The 21,021-nt window shown below is 69.6% G+C and carries 23 protein-coding genes; 12 read left to right on the top strand and 11 right to left on the bottom strand.

Annotated features, from left to right (window positions below; all coding sequences use genetic code 11):
- Entirely contained in the window at positions 1–1,014 is a 1,014-nt protein-coding gene (locus tag CJZ98_RS08590) for an HrcA family transcriptional regulator (protein WP_094590383.1), read from the bottom strand.
- Between the two features lie 92 nt (positions 1,015–1,106).
- A complete protein-coding gene (locus tag CJZ98_RS08585; protein ID WP_094590381.1) occupies positions 1,107–1,451 on the bottom strand; it encodes a rhodanese-like domain-containing protein in 345 nt (114 codons plus the stop codon).
- 157 nt (positions 1,452–1,608) lie between these two features.
- On the opposite strand from CJZ98_RS08585, the gene CJZ98_RS08580 reads away from it, so the two are divergent.
- The 10 genes from CJZ98_RS08580 (at position 1,609) to CJZ98_RS18785 (ending at position 9,992) form a co-directional block, all read left to right on the top strand.
- Positions 1,609–3,450, top strand: a complete 1,842-nt coding sequence (locus tag CJZ98_RS08580; RefSeq protein WP_094590379.1) for a DUF3352 domain-containing protein — start codon at positions 1,609–1,611, stop codon at positions 3,448–3,450.
- 7 nt (positions 3,451–3,457) lie between these two features.
- The gene (gene sixA, locus CJZ98_RS08575) at positions 3,458–4,000 is read left to right on the top strand and encodes a phosphohistidine phosphatase SixA (RefSeq protein ID WP_094590377.1); all 543 of its coding nucleotides are present in this window, start codon (positions 3,458–3,460) and stop codon (positions 3,998–4,000) included.
- 59 nt (positions 4,001–4,059) lie between these two features.
- Positions 4,060–5,220 (top strand): citrate synthase, encoded by a 1,161-nt coding sequence (locus tag CJZ98_RS08570; protein WP_094590376.1) that lies wholly within the window; start codon positions 4,060–4,062, stop codon positions 5,218–5,220.
- Positions 5,221–5,368: 148 nt separating this feature from the next.
- Positions 5,369–6,487: an NADH-quinone oxidoreductase subunit NuoH gene (nuoH, locus tag CJZ98_RS08565; protein ID WP_198537626.1), complete on the top strand. Its 1,119-nt coding sequence runs from the start codon at positions 5,369–5,371 to the stop codon at positions 6,485–6,487.
- 75 nt (positions 6,488–6,562) lie between these two features.
- The gene (gene ndhI / locus CJZ98_RS08560; RefSeq protein ID WP_094590374.1) at positions 6,563–7,177 is read left to right on the top strand and encodes an NAD(P)H-quinone oxidoreductase subunit I; all 615 of its coding nucleotides are present in this window, start codon (positions 6,563–6,565) and stop codon (positions 7,175–7,177) included.
- The gene (locus CJZ98_RS08555; protein WP_094590372.1) at positions 7,177–7,818 is read left to right on the top strand and encodes an NADH-quinone oxidoreductase subunit J; all 642 of its coding nucleotides are present in this window, start codon (positions 7,177–7,179) and stop codon (positions 7,816–7,818) included. The genes ndhI and CJZ98_RS08555 overlap by 1 nt, the downstream gene beginning before the upstream one ends.
- The gene (gene nuoK, locus CJZ98_RS08550) at positions 7,818–8,147 is read left to right on the top strand and encodes an NADH-quinone oxidoreductase subunit NuoK (protein ID WP_094590370.1); all 330 of its coding nucleotides are present in this window, start codon (positions 7,818–7,820) and stop codon (positions 8,145–8,147) included. The genes CJZ98_RS08555 and nuoK overlap by 1 nt, the downstream gene beginning before the upstream one ends.
- 67 nt (positions 8,148–8,214) lie before the next feature.
- Positions 8,215–9,126 (top strand): NAD(+) kinase, encoded by a 912-nt coding sequence (locus tag CJZ98_RS08545; RefSeq protein ID WP_094590368.1) that lies wholly within the window; start codon positions 8,215–8,217, stop codon positions 9,124–9,126.
- A 15-nt stretch (positions 9,127–9,141) separates the two neighbouring features.
- Positions 9,142–9,747, top strand: a complete 606-nt coding sequence (locus tag CJZ98_RS08540) for a CYTH domain-containing protein (RefSeq protein WP_094590366.1) — start codon at positions 9,142–9,144, stop codon at positions 9,745–9,747.
- Positions 9,748–9,833: 86 nt separating this feature from the next.
- Positions 9,834–9,992, top strand: coding sequence for a hypothetical protein (locus CJZ98_RS18785; protein WP_198537616.1), 159 nt, complete (start codon positions 9,834–9,836; stop codon positions 9,990–9,992).
- A gap of 5 nt (positions 9,993–9,997) precedes the next feature.
- Here the strand turns inward: CJZ98_RS18785 and pedR are convergent, their stop codons facing one another.
- Complete coding sequence (gene pedR, locus CJZ98_RS08535; protein WP_094590364.1) at positions 9,998–10,273, bottom strand: photosynthetic electron transport-dependent transcriptional regulator PedR; 276 nt, start codon at positions 10,271–10,273, stop codon at positions 9,998–10,000.
- A gap of 153 nt (positions 10,274–10,426) precedes the next feature.
- Between pedR and CJZ98_RS08530 the strand changes: the two genes are divergently transcribed.
- Positions 10,427–11,320 (top strand): methylenetetrahydrofolate reductase, encoded by an 894-nt coding sequence (locus tag CJZ98_RS08530; protein WP_094590429.1) that lies wholly within the window; start codon positions 10,427–10,429, stop codon positions 11,318–11,320.
- Between the two features lie 43 nt (positions 11,321–11,363).
- Here CJZ98_RS08530 and CJZ98_RS08525 read toward each other — a convergent pair whose 3' ends face one another.
- The 6 genes from CJZ98_RS08525 to CJZ98_RS08500 all read right to left on the bottom strand — a co-directional run bounded on the left by CJZ98_RS08525 (position 11,364) and on the right by CJZ98_RS08500 (position 18,770).
- Positions 11,364–12,542, bottom strand: coding sequence for a nucleotidyltransferase family protein (locus CJZ98_RS08525; protein WP_094590363.1), 1,179 nt, complete (start codon positions 12,540–12,542; stop codon positions 11,364–11,366).
- Positions 12,543–12,597: 55 nt separating this feature from the next.
- Entirely contained in the window at positions 12,598–13,473 is an 876-nt protein-coding gene (locus CJZ98_RS08520; protein ID WP_094590361.1) for a segregation/condensation protein A, read from the bottom strand.
- A 140-nt stretch (positions 13,474–13,613) separates the two neighbouring features.
- Positions 13,614–13,979 (bottom strand): lipopolysaccharide assembly protein LapA domain-containing protein, encoded by a 366-nt coding sequence (locus tag CJZ98_RS08515; RefSeq protein WP_094590359.1) that lies wholly within the window; start codon positions 13,977–13,979, stop codon positions 13,614–13,616.
- 137 nt (positions 13,980–14,116) lie between these two features.
- Positions 14,117–15,799 (bottom strand): NAD(P)H-quinone oxidoreductase subunit 4, encoded by a 1,683-nt coding sequence (locus CJZ98_RS08510; protein ID WP_094590427.1) that lies wholly within the window; start codon positions 15,797–15,799, stop codon positions 14,117–14,119.
- A gap of 118 nt (positions 15,800–15,917) precedes the next feature.
- A complete protein-coding gene (locus tag CJZ98_RS08505; RefSeq protein ID WP_094590357.1) occupies positions 15,918–17,936 on the bottom strand; it encodes an NAD(P)H-quinone oxidoreductase subunit 5 in 2,019 nt (672 codons plus the stop codon).
- 96 nt (positions 17,937–18,032) lie between these two features.
- Positions 18,033–18,770, bottom strand: a complete 738-nt coding sequence (locus CJZ98_RS08500) for an NnrU family protein (protein WP_094590355.1) — start codon at positions 18,768–18,770, stop codon at positions 18,033–18,035.
- A gap of 86 nt (positions 18,771–18,856) precedes the next feature.
- On the opposite strand from CJZ98_RS08500, the gene CJZ98_RS08495 reads away from it, so the two are divergent.
- Entirely contained in the window at positions 18,857–19,861 is a 1,005-nt protein-coding gene (locus CJZ98_RS08495) for a LysR family transcriptional regulator (RefSeq protein WP_094590353.1), read from the top strand.
- Between the two features lie 15 nt (positions 19,862–19,876).
- Here the strand turns inward: CJZ98_RS08495 and CJZ98_RS08490 are convergent, their stop codons facing one another.
- Positions 19,877–20,581, bottom strand: coding sequence for a DUF3172 domain-containing protein (locus tag CJZ98_RS08490; protein ID WP_094590351.1), 705 nt, complete (start codon positions 20,579–20,581; stop codon positions 19,877–19,879).
- Complete coding sequence (locus CJZ98_RS08485) at positions 20,578–20,925, bottom strand: NAD(P)H-quinone oxidoreductase subunit M (protein WP_094590349.1); 348 nt, start codon at positions 20,923–20,925, stop codon at positions 20,578–20,580. Before CJZ98_RS08485 ends, CJZ98_RS08490 begins: the two co-directional genes overlap by 4 nt.
- Positions 20,926–21,021 lie beyond the last annotated feature (96 nt).

The following is a 21,021-nucleotide window of genomic DNA, read 5'->3' as shown; positions in this document are numbered from 1 at the left end:
TCAGCTCAGCAGCCGCTCCAGCACGGTGGCCACCGAGCGCACCGCCGAGCGGGCCGTGGCGTAGGCCATCCGCATCGGCCCCACCAGGGCCACGTGGCCCACGCCACCACTGCCCGTGCCGTAGCTCGACTGCACCACGGCGCACGAGCGCAGCGCCGGGTGGGGGTGTTCGGCGCCGATCCACACCCCGCCCAGGTCGGCGGCGCCCCGGGCCTGCAGGAGTTGCTGGGGGTCTTCCTCCACTAGCTGCAGCAGCGGCCGCAGGCTCTCGGTGCGGCTGAATTCCGGCTGGCGCAGCAGGCCCCCCAGCCCCAGGGCCACGGCGCCGCCCAGCTCCAGGGGGCCCAGCTGCCGGTGGCTCTCCAGCCCCTGGCGCAGCAGCTCACCGCTGCCGCGCAGCTGGGGCGGCAGGCTGCCCCAGTCAATGGCGCCGCCCCGAACAGCCCCGGGAGTGCCCTCCAGCTGGCCGGCGGCCCAGCGCTCCAGCGCCGGCAGTTCGCCGCTGATGCCGGGGGGCAGGCGCAGGTTGAGGCTGCTGGTGGTGGCGCTGCCCTCCACCAGAAACACCAGCAGCCGGTCGCCGCTGGGCACCAGGCGCAGGGCCTGCAGGTCCGGCGCGTGGCGCTGGGGCCGGGTGATCAGGCTCAGCAGGCCCGTGAGGTCCGCCAGGCGGCGGGCCAGGTGCAGCAGCAGGTCGTCGAGGGCGGCCCACTGCAGGCTCAGGCCCGTGAGTTCCCGCTCCAGCTGGCTGGCGGCGGCGCCGGGGGCCGGCAGGAGGCAGTCCACGTAGTGGCGGTAGCCCTGCTGGCTCGGCACCCGCCCGGCGGAGGTGTGGGGCTGGGTCAGCAGACCCTTCTGCTCCAGGGCCCCCATCGCCGAGCGAACGGTGGCGGGGCTGGCCTCCAGCCCGAAGCGCTTCACCAGGGTCTGGCTGCCCACAGGCTCGGTGGTGTCCACGTAGTGGCGCACCGTGGCCTGCAGCACCTGCTGTTGGCGGCGGGGCAGGGGTTGCACGGGGCGCTGCCTCGCGGGGTGGGGTGGATCGTAGGGGCTGCGGCCGGTTGTGGCACGCGGACCGAGCCAGCGGTGCGGTGTGGACCCAGAGCTCAGTAGCGCGGCACGGAGGGATCCACCTCCACGCTCCAGGCGTCGATGCCGCCGTGCAGGTTCCAGACCCGTTCGTAGCCCTGGGTTTCCATCAGCCAGCTGCCGAACTGCCAGCTGCGCACGCCGGCATGGCAGAGCACCACCACGTCCCGCTCGCGATCCAGCAGGGTGTCCAGCCGTTCCAGCCACTCGGCCGAGCGGCTCAGGGGCAGGTGGATCACCGGCTGGGCCAGGGCCGCCAGCTCCAGCTCGGCGTCCTCGCGCACATCCACCAACTGAAGCGGTTCGCCGGCCTCCAGGCGGCGGTGCAGGTCACTGGCGCGCAGGGTGGCGGGGGTGGGCATCGGGAGGGGGAGTGGGGATCGGAGCTGGGGCGGGCGTCGCCGCGGCGGGCGCATCGCCCCATGCTGGCGACTGCAACGTTGGGCTGGCTGGTGGGCGCGCTGGCGTGCCAAAGCCCGGGGCCATGCATAAAGATGACGTCGTTGCTGCGTGCGTCGCATGAAGGCCCGCCCCTTCCTGGCGGCCGTCCTGACGGCGGCCCTGGTGCTACTGGGGCTGGGGGCCGGGGCCTGGTGGCTGGTGCTGGAGCGCAGCCCCCTGGCCCTGCAGCACCAGCCCCTGGCCCTCCCCCTGGCGGCCCGCTTCGTGCCGCGCAGCGCCCCGCTCACCCTGCACTGGCTGGTGGGTCCCGAGGCGGCTGGCTCCTATGCCCGGGCCGTCGCCCCGCCGCGCCAGCGCCGGTCCGCGGCGGAGGCCCTCGATCGGCTGCGCGATGGGGCCTTCGCCGCCGCCGGCCTCGACTACGCCAGTGAACTCTCCCCCTGGCTGGGCGGTGAGGTGAGCCTGGCCCTGCTCACGCCCCCGGATCAGGTCGGAGAGCCCGGCTGGGTGCTGGCCCTGCGCAGTCGCGACAACGAGGGCGCCCGCCGCTTCCTGCAGCGCTTCTGGCAGACCCGCAGCCTGGCCGGCACCGACCTGCAGGTCAGCCGCTACCGGGGCATGGGCCTGATCAGCGGCCGCGGTGCCCTGGTGGGCCAGAGCCCCCGTCCCCTGGCCACGGCCCTGATCCACGACGATCTGGTGCTGATCGCCTCCGGCCGCGGCGTGCTCGAGCAGGCCTTGGACGTGTCGCAGATCGACGAGCTCAACCAGGCCGCCAGCCCGCCGCTGCGGCAGGCCGTGGCGCGGCTCGGCCAGGGCGTTGCCCTGCTCACCGCCAGGCCGGCGGCCCTGGAGCGCTGGCTGGGCCTGCCGGCCGACCCCCAGCTGATCTCCCCCGCCAGCGAGCTGGTGGCCGCCGTCTCCCCCTCCGGGCGGGGCCTGGCGGTGGATGCCCTTGTGCAGCTCCGCGCCCCCCTGGCCCCCAGGCCGCTGGTCGGCGCTGAGGTCCTGCAGCAGCAGCTGCACACCCCTGTCGCCAGCCTGGCCCTGCTCCAGGACCCGGCAACCCTGCTGGGGGCGCCAGAACCAACGCCGGCCCCTGCCGCTGAGGCTCCCACCTTCGCGGCGGCTGCCGAGGGTCAGCTGCTGGACCCGGTGCAGCTGGCGGACGAGGCACCGTCCGGTACTGAGGCGGAGGCTCTCGTTGCCGTCGCTGCGGAGGACCCCCAACCCGCCCCTGAGCAGGCCAGGCCAGCGCCAGCGACACTCGCGCCCACGCCCACGTCCCCCGACGCCTGGCGCGCCCTGCTCGGCCCCGTGCTGGCACGGGCCCTGGCCGCCGAGGCCGGTCCGCTGCCGGCGCTGGTGGCCGCCGCCGATCGGGGGCCGCTGCTCTGGGCCCGCCAGGAGGAGGGCTGGTTGCTGGGCACCCGCGCCGACAGCCCCGCCCCCGAGGACCTCCAGGCCGATCTGACCGGCCAGGGCTTCACGGCTGCCCCCCTGACCCTCCAGGGCCAGACCCTGGAAGCCTGGACCCAGCTGGAGTCCCGGCCGGTGCGCGGCAACCCCGACCAGCTCCAGGCCCGCCTCGCCGGGGCCCGCAGTGCCCAGGGCGATCTGGCCTGGTGGGGCCAGGGGCTGGCGGTGCTCGCCCAGCAGCGCGAGGGGCATGGGCAGCCCCGTCGTCGCCTCGAGCAGCTGCAGGCGCTCGGCACGCCCCAGGCCCCCGTGCAGTGGGCGATGGATGGGGCCACGGCCCGCGGCCTGCTGGCCCGTTGGCAGCCCTGGCGCCTGCTGGCGACCCTGGCCTCCACCCCCTTGACCGAGCGCCTGGAGGGGGGCGCCATGAGCCTGGACGCTGACGTCCCAGCCGCCGCCCCGGCGTCTGGAGCCGCACCCCGTGTCGCCCCAGCCGCCCGCGGCGCCCTGCGGCTCCACGCCCTGCTGGAGCTTGGCTGAGGCTGCGATGTCCCATCACCGCCAGCTGCTGCTGCTGCGCCACGGCATTGCCGAGCAGCGCGACGAGGGTCTCGACGACGGCTCCCGGCCGCTCACGGCCGCCGGCCGGGAACGCACGGCCCTGGTGCTGCAGCGTCTGCTGGAGCTGGATCTGCGGGCCGAGCTGCTGCTGAGCAGCCCTTTGGTGCGGGCCCGCCAGACCGCCGAGCTGGCCCGGGATGCGGGCCTGGCCGCTGATCTGGAGCTGGAGTCGGGGCTGGCCCCGGAGGCCGATCCCGTGCCGCTGCTGCTGCGCTGGCTGGGGCCGGCCTCGCCACGGCCGGGCTGGAGCCGGCTGGCTCTGGTGGGCCATGAACCCGACCTCAGCCGTCTGGCGGCCTGGCTGATCGGGGTGCCCGCAGGCCAGGCCGAGGGGCGGCTGCGGCTCAAGAAGGCCGGCGCCCTGCTGCTGCAGCTGCCCGCTGAGAACGGACTGGCGGAGCAGGCGCTGGCCGGATCGGCCCGGTTGCTGTTGCTGCTCAGCCCCAAGACCTTGCTGGCTGGTCGGTAGCGCTACCCAGCGGGCTCCGCCGCCGGCCTTAGGTTGCCCACTGCAGCAGGAGGAGCGGCATGGTGGCAGAGGCAGGCATCCAGGCGACCGCTCCGGTCTATCGCCCGGGTCTGGAGGGCGTGCCGGCCACCCAGTCGGCGGTGTGCGACATCGATGGCCAGCAGGGCATCCTCAGCTATCGCGGTTACCGGGTGGAGGACCTGGCGGCCCAGAGCACTTTTCTGGAGACCACCTACCTGCTGATCTGGGGCGAACTGCCCGATGCGGAGCAGCTGGCCGCCTTTGAGCAGGAGGTGCAGATGCACCGGCGCGTGAGCTTCCGCATCCGCGACATGATGAAGAGCTTCCCCTCCCAGGGGCATCCGATGGACGCGCTGCAGGCCAGCGCCGCCTCCCTCGGGCTCTTCTATTCGCGGCGCGCCCTCGACAACCCCGAGTACATCTACGGGGCGGTGGTGCGCCTGATCGCCAAGATCCCCACGATGGTGGCGGCGTTCCAGCTGATCCGCAAAGGCCAGGATCCGATCCAGCCCCGCGACGACCTGGCCTACGCCTCCAATTTCCTCTACATGCTCACCGAACAGGAGCCGGATCCCCTGGCGGCCCGCATCTTCGATGCCTGCTTGATCCTGCACGCCGAGCACAGCCTCAACGCCAGCACCTTCAGCGCCCGCGTCACCGCCAGCACCCTCACCGACCCCTACGCCGTCGTGGCCTCGGCCGTGGGCACCCTGGCCGGGCCCCTGCACGGCGGTGCCAATGAGGACGTGCTGGAGATGCTGGAGGAGATCGGCAGCGAGGACCAGGTGGAACCCTGGCTCGATCGCGCCATTGCCGAGAAGCGCAAGATCATGGGCTTCGGCCACCGGGAATACAAGGTGAAGGACCCCCGGGCCGTGATTCTGCAGAAGCTGGCCGAGCAGCTGTTCGATTCCTTTGGCCACGACCCCCTCTACGACCTGGCCCGCAAGCTGGAGGCCGCCGCTGCCGAGCGGCTCGGTCCCAAGGGCATCTATCCCAACGTGGATTTCTATTCCGGCCTGGTGTATCGCAAGCTCGGCATCCCAGAAGACCTGTTCACACCGATCTTCGCCATCGCCCGCACCGCCGGTTGGCTGGCCCACTGGAAGGAGCAGCTCGGTGCCAACCGCATCTTCCGGCCCACGCAGATCTACACCGGCTATCCGTCCCGCGAGCTGACGCCGATCGAGGACCGCTGACGCGCCCAGCGCCGAGCGACCCCCCATCGACCCGTCTGCCGCTGCGGCCGCCTAAGTTGCCCCCAGTCCCGCCAGTCCCCCTGCAGCCACCCGCATGCTGACCATTCCAGCCAGCGCCATGGCCGCCGCCCTGCAGGCCCCTGCCCTGGTGACGCCCGGCCTCGACCTGGAGGCCAGCTTCACCGACGTGCTTGAGGGCTTTGGCCTCAGCCCTGCCGCCGCCCATCTGGTGTGGCTGCCCCTGCCGATGCTGCTGGTGCTGGTGGCTGCGGTGGTGGGCGTGCTCGTCACCGTGTGGCTGGAGCGCAAGATCTCGGCCGCCGTGCAGCAGCGCATCGGCCCCGAATACGCCGGCGCCCTGGGGATCCTGCAGCCCCTGGCCGATGGCCTCAAGCTCCTCTGGAAGGAGGACGTGATTCCCGCCCGGGCCGACGGCCTGCTCTTCACCCTGGGGCCGGTGCTGGTGGTGGTGCCGGTGATCCTGAGCTGGCTGGTGGTGCCCTTTGGTCAGCACCTGCTGATCAGCAACGTGGGCGTGGGGATCTTCCTGTGGATCTCCCTCAGCAGCATCCAGCCGATCGGCCTGCTGATGGCCGGCTACGCCTCCAACAACAAGTATTCCCTGCTGGGAGGGCTGCGGGCGGCGGCCCAGTCGATCTCCTATGAGATCCCCCTGGCCCTGGCGGTGTTGGCGGTGGTGGTGATGAGCAACTCGCTCAGCACCGTCGACATCGTCAACCAGCAGACCGGTGCCGGCATCCTCAGCTGGAACATCTGGCGCCAGCCGGTGGGCTTCGTGATCTTCTGGATCTGCGCCCTGGCCGAATGCGAGCGCCTGCCCTTCGACCTGCCGGAGGCCGAAGAGGAGCTGGTGGCCGGCTACCAGACCGAGTACGCGGGCATGAAGTTCGCCCTCTTCTATCTGGGCAGCTACATCAACCTGGTGCTCTCGGCCCTGCTGGTGTCGGTGCTCTACCTGGGCGGCTGGGGCTTCCCCATCCCGGTGGAATGGCTGGCAGGGGCCCTGGGCCAGTCGGTCGATGCGCCGCTGGTTCAGGTGATCACGGCCTCGGTGGGCATCGTGATGACCGTGCTCAAGGCCTACCTGCTGGTGTTCTTCGCGATTCTGCTGCGCTGGACGGTGCCCCGGGTGCGGATCGACCAGCTGCTCGATCTGGGCTGGAAGTTCCTGCTGCCCATCGCCCTCGTCAACCTGCTGGTCACCGCCGGCCTCAAGCTCGCCTTCCCCGCCTTCTTCGGCGGCTGATCCCCAGACCCCGCTCCAGCCGGCCCATCATGGGGCCGGCTCCCCTGATTCACCGCCCTTCGCCCCGCCAAGTCCATGTTCGGGTTCCTCAAGAAAGTCGGCGACTACACCCGCGATGCGGTGAGTGCGGCCAATTACCTGAGCCAGGGTCTTGCGGTGACCTTCGATCACCTGCGCCGCCGGCCGATCACGGTACAGTACCCCTACGAGAAGCTGATCCCCTCAGAGCGCTACCGCGGCCGCATCCACTACGAGTTCGACAAGTGCATCGCCTGTGAGGTGTGCGTGCGCGTCTGCCCGATCAACCTTCCGGTGGTGGATTGGGTGATGAACAAGGCCACCAAGAAGAAGGAACTGCGCAACTACTCGATTGATTTCGGGGTGTGCATCTTCTGCGGCAACTGCGTGGAGTACTGCCCCACCAACTGCCTGTCGATGACCGAGGAATACGAGCTCTCCACCTTCGATCGCCACAACCTCAACTTCGACAACATCGCCCTCGGTCGCCTGCCCACCAGCGTCACCAGTGACCCGGCGGTGTTCGCCCTGCGCGAGCTGGCCTACCTGCCCAAGGGCGAAATGGATCCCCATGGCGTGGATCCCAACCGGCCCCGGGCCGGCAGACTGCCCGAGCAGGTGCTCGAGACCCTGCCCAAGCCTGAGGCCGCCGCCAGCGGAGACAAAGCCTGATGACCATCGCCTCCTCCACCCAATTCCTCTGCTTCGCGGCCCTCTCGGCGGCCGTGGCCATCGGAGCCCTGGGCGTGGTACTGCTGCCCAACATCGTCTATTCCGCCTTCCTGCTTGGGGGCGTGTTCCTGTCGGTGGCGGGCCTCTACCTGATGCTCAACGCCAGCTTCGTGGCCGCCGCCCAGGTGCTCGTTTACGTGGGCGCCGTGAACGTGCTGATCCTGTTTGCGATCATGCTCGTGAACAAAAAGGAAACGATGGCTGCGATCCCGGGCCTGGCCCTGCGCCGGGTTCTTTCGGGTGCCGTCTGCGCCGGCCTGTTCGGCCTGCTGCTCCGGGTGGCCTTCATCACCCCCTGGGCCACGCCGGGCCCGGAGCCCATCGGCGATGAGGCGACGATCCGGATCGGCGAGCACCTGTTCTCCGACTACCTGCTGCCCTTCGAGCTGGCCTCGGTGCTGCTGCTGATGGCCATGATCGGTGCCATCGTGCTGGCCCGCCGCGATGTGCTCTCCGCAGACATCGTGACCGGTGAGCCCGCGGACCAGGGCCTGATCGAGAAGTCGCGCACGCCGCTGCTGCTCGAGACCCCCGCACCGGCCAGCCCCGCCGTGCCCACCCCCGTCCTGGAGAAGCGCTGATGAGCCTCGAGCTGCCCACCACCGTGCCCCTGCAGGCCTATCTGGCCCTGGCGGCCATCCTGTTCTGCACCGGCGTCTGGGGTCTCATCAACAGCCGCAACGCCGTGCGGGTGCTGATGAGCATCGAGCTGATGCTCAACGCCGTCAATATCAACCTGATGGCCTTCTCCAGCTACCTGGACGGCCAGCTGATCCGCGGCCAGGTGTTCGCGATCTTCGTGATCACCGTGGCCGCCGCCGAGGCCGCCGTGGGCCTGGCGATCCTGCTCTCCCTGTACCGGAACCGTGAAACGGTGGACATGGAGCGCTTCAACCTGCTGCGCTGGTAGCCAGGCTGGGGGCTGATCCGGTGCAGGCCGCTCCTGTGGCCTCCCACCGGCTTGCCCCGCTCGATCCATGCAACTGCGGACCGTCTGGCTGATCCATCGCGCCGGCAGCCAGGCGGCGCTGCGCCAGGCCCGCCGCAGTGCCGAGCAGCTGCGCCAGCAAGGGGCCCGGGTCGCTGTCGCCATGAGTGGCGCCAACGTCAACCCCTTCCCTGGCCTGCTGGCCCATGAGGGGGAGCTGCCTGATCTGGCGGTGGTTCTCGGCGGCGACGGCACCGTGCTCGGTGCCGCCCGGCACCTGGGCCCGCTGGGGGTGCCGATTCTCTGCTTCAACGTGGGCGGCCACTTCGGCTTCCTCACCCATGAGCGCAAGCTGATGCACGCGGCCGAGCCGGCCGGCTCCCCCGAGAACCTCTGGCAGCGGCTGCGGGACGACCGCTTCGCCCTGGAGCGCCGCATGATGCTGGAGGCCCACGTCGAGGACGGCGACGAGGTTCACCTGGCCCTCAACGACTTCTACCTGCGGCCGGGACAGGACGAGCTGTCGCCCACCTGCGTACTGGAGCTGGAGATCGATGGTGAGGTGGTGGACCAGTACCGCGGCGACGGCCTGATCATCTCCACCCCCACGGGCTCCACCGGCTATTCGATGGCGGCCGGCGGCCCCATCCTGCATCCCGGCATCGACGCCATCGTGGTGAATCCGATCTGCCCGATGAGCCTCTCCAGCCGGCCCGTGGTGGTGCCGCCCCGCTCCCAGCTGGCAATCTGGCCCCTGGGCGAAGCCAGCCGGCGGGTGCGGCTCTGGAAGGATGGCGCCCACGCCACGCACCTGGAGCCGGGCGAGCGCTGCATCGTCCAGCGCTCGCACCACCAGGCCCTGCTGGTGGTGCTCGAGCAGAGCCCTTCCTATTACCGCACCCTCACCCGCAAACTGCACTGGGCCGGCAACCTCACCGCCGGCGAGCCCTCCCCCAACTGAGCCGCAACCCCCCTGATGGCCCTGGAGATCGAACGACGCTTCCTGGTGGCTGGAGACGGCTGGCGCGTGCATGCGGGTGAGCCCCAGGCCCTGGCCCAGGGCTATCTGGCCTCCGCCGCCGAGGGGCTGACCCTGCGGGTGCGGCAGGCGTCGCCACTCCCGGCCGATGGCGGCGGGGCTCCGGCCCCAACGGCGGCGGTTGCCGGGTCTCGCGCTGCCCAGGCCTGGCTCACGCTCAAGTTGCCGGCGGGGGGTATCGCCCGCCATGAGTTCGAGTACGCGATCCCGGTGGCCGATGCCGAGCAGCTGCTGGGCCACTGCGCCACGGCCCTGCACAAGTGGCGCCATCCCCTCGATCTGCCCGGCGGCGACTGGGTGCTGGATGTGTTCGAGGGCGCCAATGCCCCGTTGGTGATCGCCGAAGTGGAGCTGGAGCGCCCCGACAGTCCGCTGACCGTGCCCTCCTGGTGCGTGCGGGAACTCACCGGTGATGGCCGCTTCAGCAACGCCGCCCTGGCCCGGCAGCCCTTCGCCTCCTGGTCCGATGCCGATCGCGCTCGCCTGGAGCAGCTCCTGGAGGCGGATGCCAGGTCGGCGAGGGCGCCTGCTCCGGACGCTTAGGATCGCGCTAGGAACTTCCACTTCTCTTCAGGAACGGCGCCCTGGTCCCTGCTATGTCCTCGCGACCCCCATCTGACCCTGCCCGGATGATCGGCCTCTACGACCAGGACGGCGTGTTGCGCATCGCCGGCCACGACCGGGACGACTGCCTGGCCTACGCCGAGTTCTTCGGCCTGGAAGCCGGCAGCTTCAGCCTGCAGGTGCTGCTGGGCGAGGTTGCCGATCCGCAGTTCGCTGCCGCCTGAGGGCTTCAGCCCTGGCCATTGGGCTGGGGCAGGCTGCAGCAGTTGACCCCGTCGCGGCAGATCTTGCCGTTGTCCAGGGCCCAGTTGAGCAGGGCCACCCGGTTCTTGGCGCCGGTCTTGGTGAACACGTTGCTCACGTGGTTGTCCACGGTGCGCTTGCTGATCATCAGCGCCTGGGCGATCTCCTGGTTGGTCAGGCCCTGGGCCACCAGCTCGATGATCTCCAGTTCGCGCTCCGAGAGGGCGGAGCGGGGGTGTCCGAGTTCGCCCAGCTCTGACATCGCGGCTCCTGGAGCTGTGGCTGCACTGTACGCAGCGCAATCGCCCCTGCGCCGTCTCGGCAAGGATCCGTCCTCGGCGTCACCGTCCAGAGCGTCACCGTCCAGGCCGTCACCGTGCTGGCCGATGATGGGCCGATTCGAAAGCACGGCATCTTGCGGCTGAAACAGGCATTGGAGGCGGGGCAGTTCGCCATCACTGCGGAGGTGATGCCCCCCCGCGGAGCCGACGTGTCCGCCGCCCTCGCCCATGCCCGCCGGCTGCGGGGTCTGGTGCATGCCGTGAACGTGACCGATGGCAGCCGCGCCGTGATGCGGATGAGCAGCCTGGCCCTCTGCCGCCTGCTGCTGGATGCTGGTATCGAGCCGGTGCTGCAGCTGGCCTGCCGCGACCGTAACCGCATCGCCCTCCAGGCCGACCTGCTCGGCGCCCATGCCCTCGGCATCCGCAACCTGCTCTGCCTCACCGGCGATCCGGTGCGCGCCGGGGATCAGCCCGGCGCCCGGCCGGTGAACGAGCTGGAGGCGGTGCGGCTGCTGCAGCAGGTGAGCGACTTCAACCGGGGGGCCGATCCGGTGCAGGGGGTCCTGCCCGATGGCCCCACCGACCTGTTCGCAGGAGCGGCAGCTGACCCCCACTCTCCCAGCTGGATTGGCTTGCAGCGCCGCCTTGCCCGCAAGCAGGCCGCTGGTGCCCGCTTCCTGCAGACCCAGATGGTGATGGATGCCGTGCGTCTGCGCCGGTTTGTGGAGGAGCTGGCCGCACCCCTGGGGCTGCCGGTGCTGGCGGGGGTGTTCCTGCTCAAGTCGGCCAGGAACGCGGCCTTCATCAACCGGGTGGTGCCCGGCGCCTGCATCCCCCAGGCCGTGATCGATCGGCTCGCCGCCGCCGCCAACCCCGCCGACGAGGGCATCAGTATCGCCGCCGAGCAGGTTGCGGCCTACGCCGGCATTGCCCAGGGGGTGCACCTGATGGCGGTGAAGGCGGAAGAGCGCATCCCGCTGATCCTGGAGCGCGCCGGGGTCGGGGCCCTGGGGATACCGGCCTGAGGCAGGGGACAAGAGGCCGCCCCGCCCAGCACGATCAGCCGGATCAGGAGCCGCTGATGGCCAGGTCGGTGCCGAGCAGTTCGGCCATCGCCTTCTGCTGGGGCGAGGGGGCCGCGTGATCATGGCGGCGCACGTCGGTAATCAGCCAGTCGAGGGCTGCTTCCTGCAGGTCGAAATGGTCGCCGTTGCGGTCCACGCAGTAGCGGCCATACACCAATTTTTCCACCAGCCGCACGCCGGGGCCAATGCGCGAGTAGTCGAAGATGATCGAGTTGTCGATCGTGGCTCCCTCACAGATGTGACAGCTGGGGCCGATCATTGCCGGGCCGATGATCGTGGCTCCGTCTTCGATCTTGGTCATGCCGCCCACGTAGATAGGGCCCTGCACGTTGATCTTGTCCCAGTTGGCGGCCACGTTGAGACCGGTATAGATGCCGGGGCGCACCTGCTTGCCGGGGATCTGCACCTGGCGCACCTGACCATCCAGCACACTGCGGATTGCCTGCCAGTAATCGGGTACCTTGCCGATGTCCACCCACTCGAATTCCATCGGCAGGGCGTAGAAGGGCGCCCCGGCCTCCACTAGGAGTGGGAACAGGTCCGAGCCAATGTCGAAGGGCACACCCGTGGGGATGAAGTCGAGCACTTGTGGCTCGAAGATGTAGATACCGGTGTTGATCATGTCGCTGGCGGCCTCATCCACCGCCGGCTTCTCCTGGAAGGAGAGCACCCTTCCGTCCCCATCTGTCACCACCACGCCGTAGCTGCTCACCTGGTCGCGAGGCACCCGCTTGGTGATCAGGCTGGCCATGGCGCCCTTCTCGCGATGTCGCCGCACGGCCTCGCTGAGGTCGAGATCAATCAGAGCATCGCCACAGAGCACCACGAAGGTGTCGTCGAAGAACGGCTGGAAGTTCTGAATCTTCTTGATGCCACCCGCCGAACCCACAGCCTCACCGATCAGTTCGCCATCCTCGATGCGACCCTCAAAGCTGTAGGCGATCTCCACGCCGAAGCGCTGGCCATCGCGGAAGTAATTCTCGATCTCCTCCGCCAGATGGGACACGTTCACCATGATCTCGGTGAAACCGTGTTGGCGCAGCAGCTCCAACAGAAACTCCATCACGGGCTTCTGCAGGATCGGGATCATCGGTTTGGGCGTGGTGTGCGTGATCGGACGCACCCGCGTTCCCTTGCCGGCCGCCAGGATCATCGCCTTCATCGGCGCTGTCTTCCGTGGTGAGAGGGTCTGGATAGGGCAACCCTAGTCAACCGCTCTAGGCCACCAGCGCCGGCCGAGCCGGCCCCGGAGCTGGCCCTGTGGCCGCAGCCAAGGGCGGCGAGGGGCCCTCGTCCGCCTCGGCCAGCCGCCTGAGGCGCAGCGGCCCGTAAAGCCCGCCGCTCTGCTCCAGGGCCACCTTGCCCTGGGAACTGAGGAACAGCAGGGCCCAGAACACCCCCACGCGATCACAGTCCAGGTCCGCCGGGGCCACCTCCGACCAGCCCTCCACCAGGGCGTCGAAGCCCAGCCAGTCGAGGCTGTCGGGGTGCTGGAGCAGGTAGCGGCCCAGGGCGGCGGTGGTCTCGGGCAGCTTCTCGCGGTGGGCCAGGGCCACCACCTGCTCGATCACGGCCCGGTCGCTGAAGCGCCGGCTGCGCTGGCGCTGGCGGGGCCGGGCCTCCTCCTGATCCAGCCGCTCCGCGATCTCCTCCAATTGGCGGATCAGTTCCCCAAGGGTCACCGGGCGCTGCAGGGGCGGCGGGGCCACCAGCCGACGGCGCAGGTGTCGCTCGGGCCGGCTGGGCAGCTCGATCACCTCCCCGCCGGCCCACGCGGGCTCCAGTTCGCCGGACTCCTCCTCAAAGGCTGCTTCCGGGGGAAAGGTGCGGGCCTCAAGTACCTCGGCCTTGAGGCTCACGAGCACCGAGGCGGCCAGGAAGGCCTCGCTGGTTTCGGCCAGGTCCTGCTCGAAGCTGCCGCCGCCGCCCGCCCCGTTGTGCACCACCAGCCGGGGCAGGCTGATGCGCTGGCGCAGCTGGTCGAGGAAGCCGTCCACCACGGCGATCACATCCACGTCCCAGGGATCCAGATCTCCACGCAGGGCCGCATCCTGCAGCAGGCGGATAGCCAGCCTGGCGCCCCCTTCCGACACGGGATTCCGCAGACTTCTTGCAACTTACCGGCTTCAGCCGGCCCAGACCAGCCCCCAAGGCGCCAGCGGGGTGATCAGTGGGGATGCTTGGCGAACACTCGCACAGCGGTGTTTCGCTCCGCGGTCATCCCGACATCCCGTCATCCGTTGCCGCTGGTCTGGGGGGCCGAGCTCTCGCCGGCGGGTGGCAGCAGGCCCAGTTGGGCATCCACGGCGGCCCGGTAGCGCTGCACGTCCTCCTCGAGCTCGCGGATACGAACCTGCTGGGCCTCCACCTCGCTGGGGTTGTTGAGGCTCTCCACCTGCTTCACCACCCCGGCCCAGACGGCGAACACCCAGGCAGCCGTGGCGCCGATGCCGCCCACCAGCAAGAGCACCACGGCCAGCGGCAGGGTGGTGGACACGCCCGGCAAAAACTTCACCGTGGTGGCGGCGGTGTTCTCCAGGGTGAACATCACCATCGCAAGGCTGAAGCTGAAGATCAGCAGAAAATTCAGCTGTCGCATCGCCGTTCAGGGAAGGGTAGGGGCCGCAAGGTCGGTCTGAGTGGAGAGCGTACGGAGCTGTTCCCAGTTGCGCAAGCGCCGCCTTGGAGGACCGGGTCTGGGCCCCTCGCGATCGGGGCGCCGGTTCACCCCGGGTGTCAGCCCAGGGCCGGGACTGGTGCTGGCAGGAGGGAGGGGGCCTGCAGCAGCGCGGGTGGCAGCAGCTCGCCCAGCGGGGAGCGGCGGATCAGGCCTCCGGGTGGGCTGCCCACGGGCCGGTCCAGGGCCGTCAGTTCCCGCTGCACCAGGGCTTCGATCGAGGCGCGGTAGCTGTCGGTCACAAGGCGCGGGTAGAGGCCGATGCCGATGATCGGCACCAGCAGGCAGCTGATCACGTAGATCTCGCGGGGTTCGGCATCCACCAGGTGGGTGTGGGCGGCCAGCTCGGCGTTCTCCTTGCCAAAGAAGATCTCCCGCAGCATCGAGAGCAGGTAGATCGGCGTGAGGATCACCCCGACTGCCGCCAGCACGGCCATCACGATGCGGAAGCTGAGGGCATAGGCCTCGCTGGTGGCGAAGCCCACGAACACCATCAGCTCGCTCACGAAGCCGCTCATGCCCGGCAGGGCCAGCGATGCCAGCGAGCAGATGGTCCAGAGGGCGAACATCTTGCGCATCTTCTGCCCCACACCGCCCATCTCATCGAGCTGCAGGGTGTGGGTGCGGTCGTAGGTGGCACCCACCAGGAAGAACAGGCTGGCGCCGATCAAGCCGTGGCTCACCATCTGCAGCATCGCCCCGCTGGTGCCCAGGGCGCTGAAGCTGCCGATGCCGATCAGAACGAAGCCCATATGGCTGATCGAGCTGTAGGCGATCTTGCGCTTCAGGTTCCGCTGGGCGAAGGAGGTGAGTGCGGCGTAGATGATGTTCACCACCCCGAGCACCACCAGCAGCGGTGCGAACTGGGCGTGGGCCTCGGGCAGCAGCTGCACGTTGAAGCGCAGCAGGGCGTAGCCACCCATCTTGAGCAGGATGCCCGCCAGCAGCATGTGCACCGGCGCGGTGGCCTCGCCGTGGGCGTCCGGCAGCCAGGTGTGCAGCGGCACGATCGGAAGCTTCACCCCGAAGGCGATCAACAGGCCGGCGTAGGCCAGCAGCTGGAATTTGAGCGGGAACTCCTTGGCCATCAGGGCCGTGAACTCGAAGTTCGGGGTGCCGCCGCCGTAGAAGGCCATCGCCAGGGCCGCCAGCAGGATGAACACCGAGCCGCCGGCTGTGTAGAGGATGAATTTGGTGGCGGCGTACTGGCGCTTCTTGGCCCCCCAGATGGCCAGCAGCAAGTACACCGGCAGCAGCTCCAGCTCCCAGGCCAGGAAGAACAGCAGCATGTCCTGCACCGCGAACACGGCGATCTGGCCGCCATCCATCGCCAGCAGCAGGAAATAGAAGAGCCGCGGTTTGAAGCTCACGGGCCAGGCCGCCAGGGCCGCCAGGGCTGTGATGAAGCTCGTGAGCAGGATCAGCGGCATCGACAGGCCATCGGCCCCCACCGACCAGGCCAGGCCGAGGTTGGGCAACCACTGCACGCGTTCCACGAGCTGCAGCCCCTCGACGCTCGGGTCGTAGCCGTTGAGGTAGGCGCCCACCGTGATCAGGAAGGTGATGAGCGACACCCCCAGGGCGAACCAGCGCACCTGCTTGCCGTCGCCCTTGTCGGGCACGAAGGGGATTAGCAGGGCGGCGGCGATCGGGAACAGGATCGAGGCGCTCAGCCACGGGAAATCCGCAGCCGAGGAAGGGGCGGCTCCCGGAGCGGCGCTTGCAGCGGCCAGGCACGCCACCGCCGGGAACACCGCGAAGTCGAAGAACACAGACAGGCCCGATGGTCTGGGCGGAGTGTAGAAATGCCGGCCCGCCTGGAACTGGGCCGGTGGTCGATGTCACACAGAGCGTTGTGGCTCAGCCCAGCACGCCGAACAGCACCACCAGGGCGATCACGCCTCCGAACACGATCAAGGCATAGAACTGGGCCCGGCCGGTCTCGAAGTACTTGAGACCCTCGCCGCTGCCCAGGGTCACCAGGCCGGTGAGGTTCACCACGCCGTCCACCACCTTGGAATCCACCTCCAGCACCTGGCGGGCCAGCTTGCGGCTTCCCTGCACGAAGAGCTTGTCGTTGATGGCATCCAAATACCACTTGTTGGCCAGGAAGGCGTTCACGGCCGGGAAGCGGGCTGCCACGGCCGTGGAGAGATCCAGCTTGTGCAGGGCGTAGGCCAGCACGGCCACGCTGATTCCTAGCAGCGAGATTCCCACCGAGGCGCCAGCCAGGGGCAGGAATTCGCCCCAGCTGAAGTGCTCGGCCGCCTCGGCGGCCTCACGGGGATCGAGCAGGGCGGCGAAGCGGCTGTTCCAGGGGGTGCCCAGCAGGCCGATCAGCACCGAGGGCACGGCCAGCACCACCAGGGGTGCGGCCATCTGCCAGCCCGACTCGTGGGGGTGCTCGGCGTGGGCGTGGCCGTGGTCGTCGCCGTGCTCGCCCGAGCTGCTGCCCTTGCCGGCGGCGGCCAGCAGCTGGGCCTGGACGGCCTTGTCGGTGCCGCGGAAGCTGCCCTCGAAGGTGAGGAAGTAGAGGCGGAACATGTAGAAGGCCGTGAGGCCCGCGGTGGCAAAGCCGGCGGCCCAGAGCAGCGGGAAGTGGCCGAAGGCCACGCCGAGGATCTCGTCCTTGCTCCAGAAGCCGGCCAGGGGTGGGATGCCGCTGATCGCCACGCAGCCGATGAAGAAGGTGGTGGCGGTCACGGGCATGTAGCGGCGCAGGCCGCCCATCAGGCGCATGTCCTGGGCGAGCACGGGCTCATGGCCCACCACCTCCTCCATGGCGTGGATCACCGAGCCCGAGCCCAGGAACAGCATTGCCTTGAAGAAGGCGTGGGTCACCAGGTGGAACATCCCGGCCACCGGGGCCCCGCAGCCCATGGCCAGCATCATGTAGCCGAGCTGGCTCACGGTGCTGTAAGCCAGGCCCTTTTTGAGGTCCTGCTGGGTGAGGGCGATCGAGGCGCCCAGCACCAGGGTGATCGTGCCCACCACGGCGATCACCGTCTGCACCTCGGGGAAGGGCACGTAGACCGGCTGAAGCCGGGCCACCAGGAACACGCCGGCGGCCACCATCGTGGCGGCGTGGATCAGGGCCGAGATCGGCGTGGGGCCCTCCATGGCGTCAGGCAGCCACACGTGCAGCGGGAACTGGGCCGATTTGGCCATCGGGCCCATGAACACCAGCAGGCAGAGCAGCACCGCCGCGCCGTTGCTGAGGCTGCCGTCGGCCACGGCCTCACTCAGCCGGGCGCCGATCTCCTCAAAGCCGAAACTGCCGGTGGCCCAGAACAGGCCCAGGATCCCCAGCAGCAGGCCGAAGTCGCCCACCCGGTTCACCACGAAGGCCTTCTGGGCCGCGTTGGCGGCGCCGTCGCGGTCGTACCAGAAGCCCACCAGCAGGTAGGAGCACATGCCCACCAGCTCCCAGAACACGTAGATCTCGAGCAGGTTCGGGCTGATCACCAGCCCCAGCATCGAGCTGCTGAACAGGGCCAGGTAGGTGAAAAAGCGCACATAGCCCTTGTCGTGGGCCATGTAGCCATCGGAATACACCATCACCAGCACGGCGATAGTGGTCACGAGCGAGAGCATCACCGCGCCGAGGGCATCGACGCGGAAGCCCATCTGCAGGTTGAAGCTGCCAGCGCTGGCCCAGTTGAACAGCACCTCCGTGGGGCCGGCCCCCGCCAGCTGTTCCGCCAGCACGGCGTAGCTGAGGACCGCCGCGGCACCGACGCACGTGATCAGCAAGAGGGCCACCGGCTTGCGCAGGCGGTTGATGGTGCGGTTGAAGCTGATCAGCCCCAGTCCAACGAGGCAGGCCCCCGCCAGGGGCAGGACCGGAATCAACCAGGCGAGTTCGGCGGCTGGGGGCATCCGGGAGGGAGGCAGTCCCCCGGAGTGTAGGCAGCCCTTTGGGGCGCCCCAGCTCCTGTGGCGGGCTTGTGACGCGCGCCCTGCCCTGGCGCGTCCTCAGCCCAGCCAGTGGGCCAGGCCGGTGCGCGCAAAGGTCGTGGCCCCGAGGCCGATGAAGCGGTGCGCCCACCAGAACACGGCAACGGCGATGGCGATGCCCAGCTGGGCCGGCCGCAGGAATTCCGAGAGCACCAGCTGCTGCCGCCCGTCCAGCACTGCCAGGAAGGGGATCACCGAGGTGCTGGCCTTCAGCTCCTCGAAGGCCGCCCCGAAGCGGTTGCGCAGGCGCCGGTCGCCGTTCCACACCGCGAACAGGTGGTGGCCGATCAGGCCGATGCAGGCCGCCACCATGAAGCTGCTGCCGATCCAGAGCAGGTGGGTGGCACACCAGAGGATCTGGCCGACGGCCTGGGGGTGGCGGCTCACCCGGATGATGCCGGTGGCGTAGAGCCGCACCTGGGGCTTGAGCAGCGCCGGAATCTCCAGCAGGTTGTAGGTGGCCGGATAGAGGAACAGGAAGCTGATGGCCGTGCCGGTCCAGACCACCGGGATGATCCAGGGTTGGTCCTGCAGGTTCCAGAGGCGGATCCCGTCGTAGCGGTGGGCCAGGAAGTAGCCGATCACCACCACGGCCGACGGGATGCTGACGCCGGCGAACAGCAGCCGCCAGGCCCGCTCGCCGATGCGCTCGGCCCCCCAGGCCCGCAGCGAGGCGCCGCCGCTGTGCACCAGGGCGAAGGCCAGCAGCAGGCCCAGCATCACCAGGCTGCTGTGGTGCAGGTGCGGGTCGGCCATGACGGGATGCGGAGGCCGCGATTCTGGCGACACGGCATCCATGCCTACAGTTCCAATTTCCAGACGGTGCTGCCCCGACGGGATCCATGGCCGATCTGCCGTTCACCCTCGACCAGCTGCGCATCCTGCGGGCCATTGCCAGCGAGGGCAGCTTCAAGAAAGCCGCCGACAGCCTCTACGTCACCCAGCCGGCGGTGAGCCTGCAGATCCAGAACCTGGAGAAGCAGTTGAGTGTGTCGCTGTTCGACCGGGGTGGCCGCAAGGCCCAGCTCACCGAGGCCGGCCACCTGCTGCTCAGCTACTGCGACCGGATCCTCAGCCAGTGCCAGGAGGCCTGCCGGGCCCTGGAGGATCTGCACAACCTGCGCGGCGGCTCCCTGATCGTGGGCGCCAGCCAGACCACCGGCACCTACTTGATGCCGCGCATGATCGGCCTGTTCCGCCAGAAGTATCCGGATGTGGCGGTGCAGCTGCAGGTGCACAGCACCCGCCGCACCGGCTGGAGCGTGGCCAACGGCCAGGTTGACCTGGCGATTATCGGCGGCGAGTTGCCGGCCGATCTGAATGAGCTGCTGCAGGTGGTGCCCTATGCCAGCGACGAGCTGGCCCTGGTGCTGCCGGTGAAGCACCCCTTGGCCCGACTGCCGGAGCTCAGCAAGGACGATCTCTACAGGCTGGGCTTCGTCTGCCTCGATGCCCAGTCCACCACCCGCAAGATGGTGGACCAGCTGCTGGCCCGCTCGGGGCTGGACGTGGGTCGGCTCAAGATCGAGATGGAGCTCAACTCCTTCGAGGCGATCAAGAATGCGGTGCAGAGCGGGCTGGGGGCAGCCTTCCTGCCGGTGGTATCGATCGAGCGGGAACTGGCGGCCGGGAGCCTGCACCGCCCGGCCCTGGCGGATCTCTCGGTGCGGCGCCAGCTCAAGCTGATCACCCACCCGGCTCGCTACTGCTCCCGGGCCGCCGATGCCTTCCGCCGCGAGATCCTGCCCGTGTTTGCCAGCCCGGACAGCCCGCTGCGGCGGCCGTTGCAGCAGGCCGCAGCGGGGTCAGGCTCCTCGGGCGGCGAGCCCGCTTCGGCGGGGGCCTGAGCCGCCGAAGCGGGCTCAGAACTGGTCGGCTTCGGGGGTCACGCCCACGGTGTCGTCGGCCACGCCTCTGGTGAGGAACTTGTTCTCACTGATGTCGGTCTGGTACACGCAGCGCACGATCGGCTTGTCCTTCACGGAGCCCACGTAGGCGAAGGTGTTCATGCGCTGCTTGCACTGGCGCATCTGTTCGGCGGTCACGGCGCCCTCCTTCTGGAGCACGCTCCAGTTCTCCCGCCGGATCACGCAGCCCGGCTTGAGCTGGGGCTGGGTCACGAAGCTGCTGCTTGGGTTCATCGTGGTGTACAGCTCCACGTCCATCACGAAGGCGCTGGCGCCCCACTGGCGGCAGAACTCCGGATCGGGCACGGCCATGTCCAGCTGCTGGGAGCTGGCGATGTTGCCCTGGTCACCCTGGGTGGTGCTGGAGAGGGCGGTGCCGATGCCGATTCCAACCACCAGCACGCCGGCCAGCACCGCGATTGTGGCCACGTTGAACTTGAAGGGTCCGCCGCCGCCCGGGCCGCCTCCCCCCCCCGGACCACCGCCCGGACCACCCGCAGCGGGCCTGCGGCCGGCGTCCCGGGGGGCGTCGTAGCGGCTGTCGTAGTCCCGGTCGCTGGAGCGGCCGCCGCGGGCTGTGGCGTAGCGGTCGTTGGCAGGGGCGTCGTAGCGGCCCTCGCGGGGGCCGCGGCCGCCGTCGCCGTAACGGGAGCGGGTCATGCCGATTGGGGGGCCTGGGGCAGGCCCATCGAGTAGTTCAGCACCCGCGCATCCGGGTTGTAGCGCAGCTCGCCGGCCTGCAGCAGCTCGCGCAGGAAGCCCTCCAGTTCCGAGCCGATGCGCCGGATCGTGTAGTCGGTCAGGTCGGCGCCGGCCTGGGCGTCCACCAGCTCGCGAAAGCGCTCCTGCACCTTGGTGAGGGTGGCGGGGTCCCAGAGGAATTCGTTGTCCGGATCCACATCCAGGGTGAGCTGGCCGGCATCGGCAACCAGCTGGCCGTTCTCCACCCGCGCCGTGAACAGGCGGATGTGGCGGGTGGTGGACTTGATCAGGGTGTCGGCCATGGGGTCGGAAGTCTCACCGGGAAGGTGCCGGAGCCCGGGGGCGCCGGCGTTCGCCAGGGCTGGCGCGTCGGGCGGGCCCGGATGGGGCGTGGACCG

It is taken from the genome of Vulcanococcus limneticus LL, assembly GCF_002252705.1.
Lineage (GTDB): Bacteria > Cyanobacteriota > Cyanobacteriia > PCC-6307 > Cyanobiaceae > Vulcanococcus > Vulcanococcus limneticus.
This window is presented reverse-complemented; position numbering and strand designations above follow the sequence as displayed.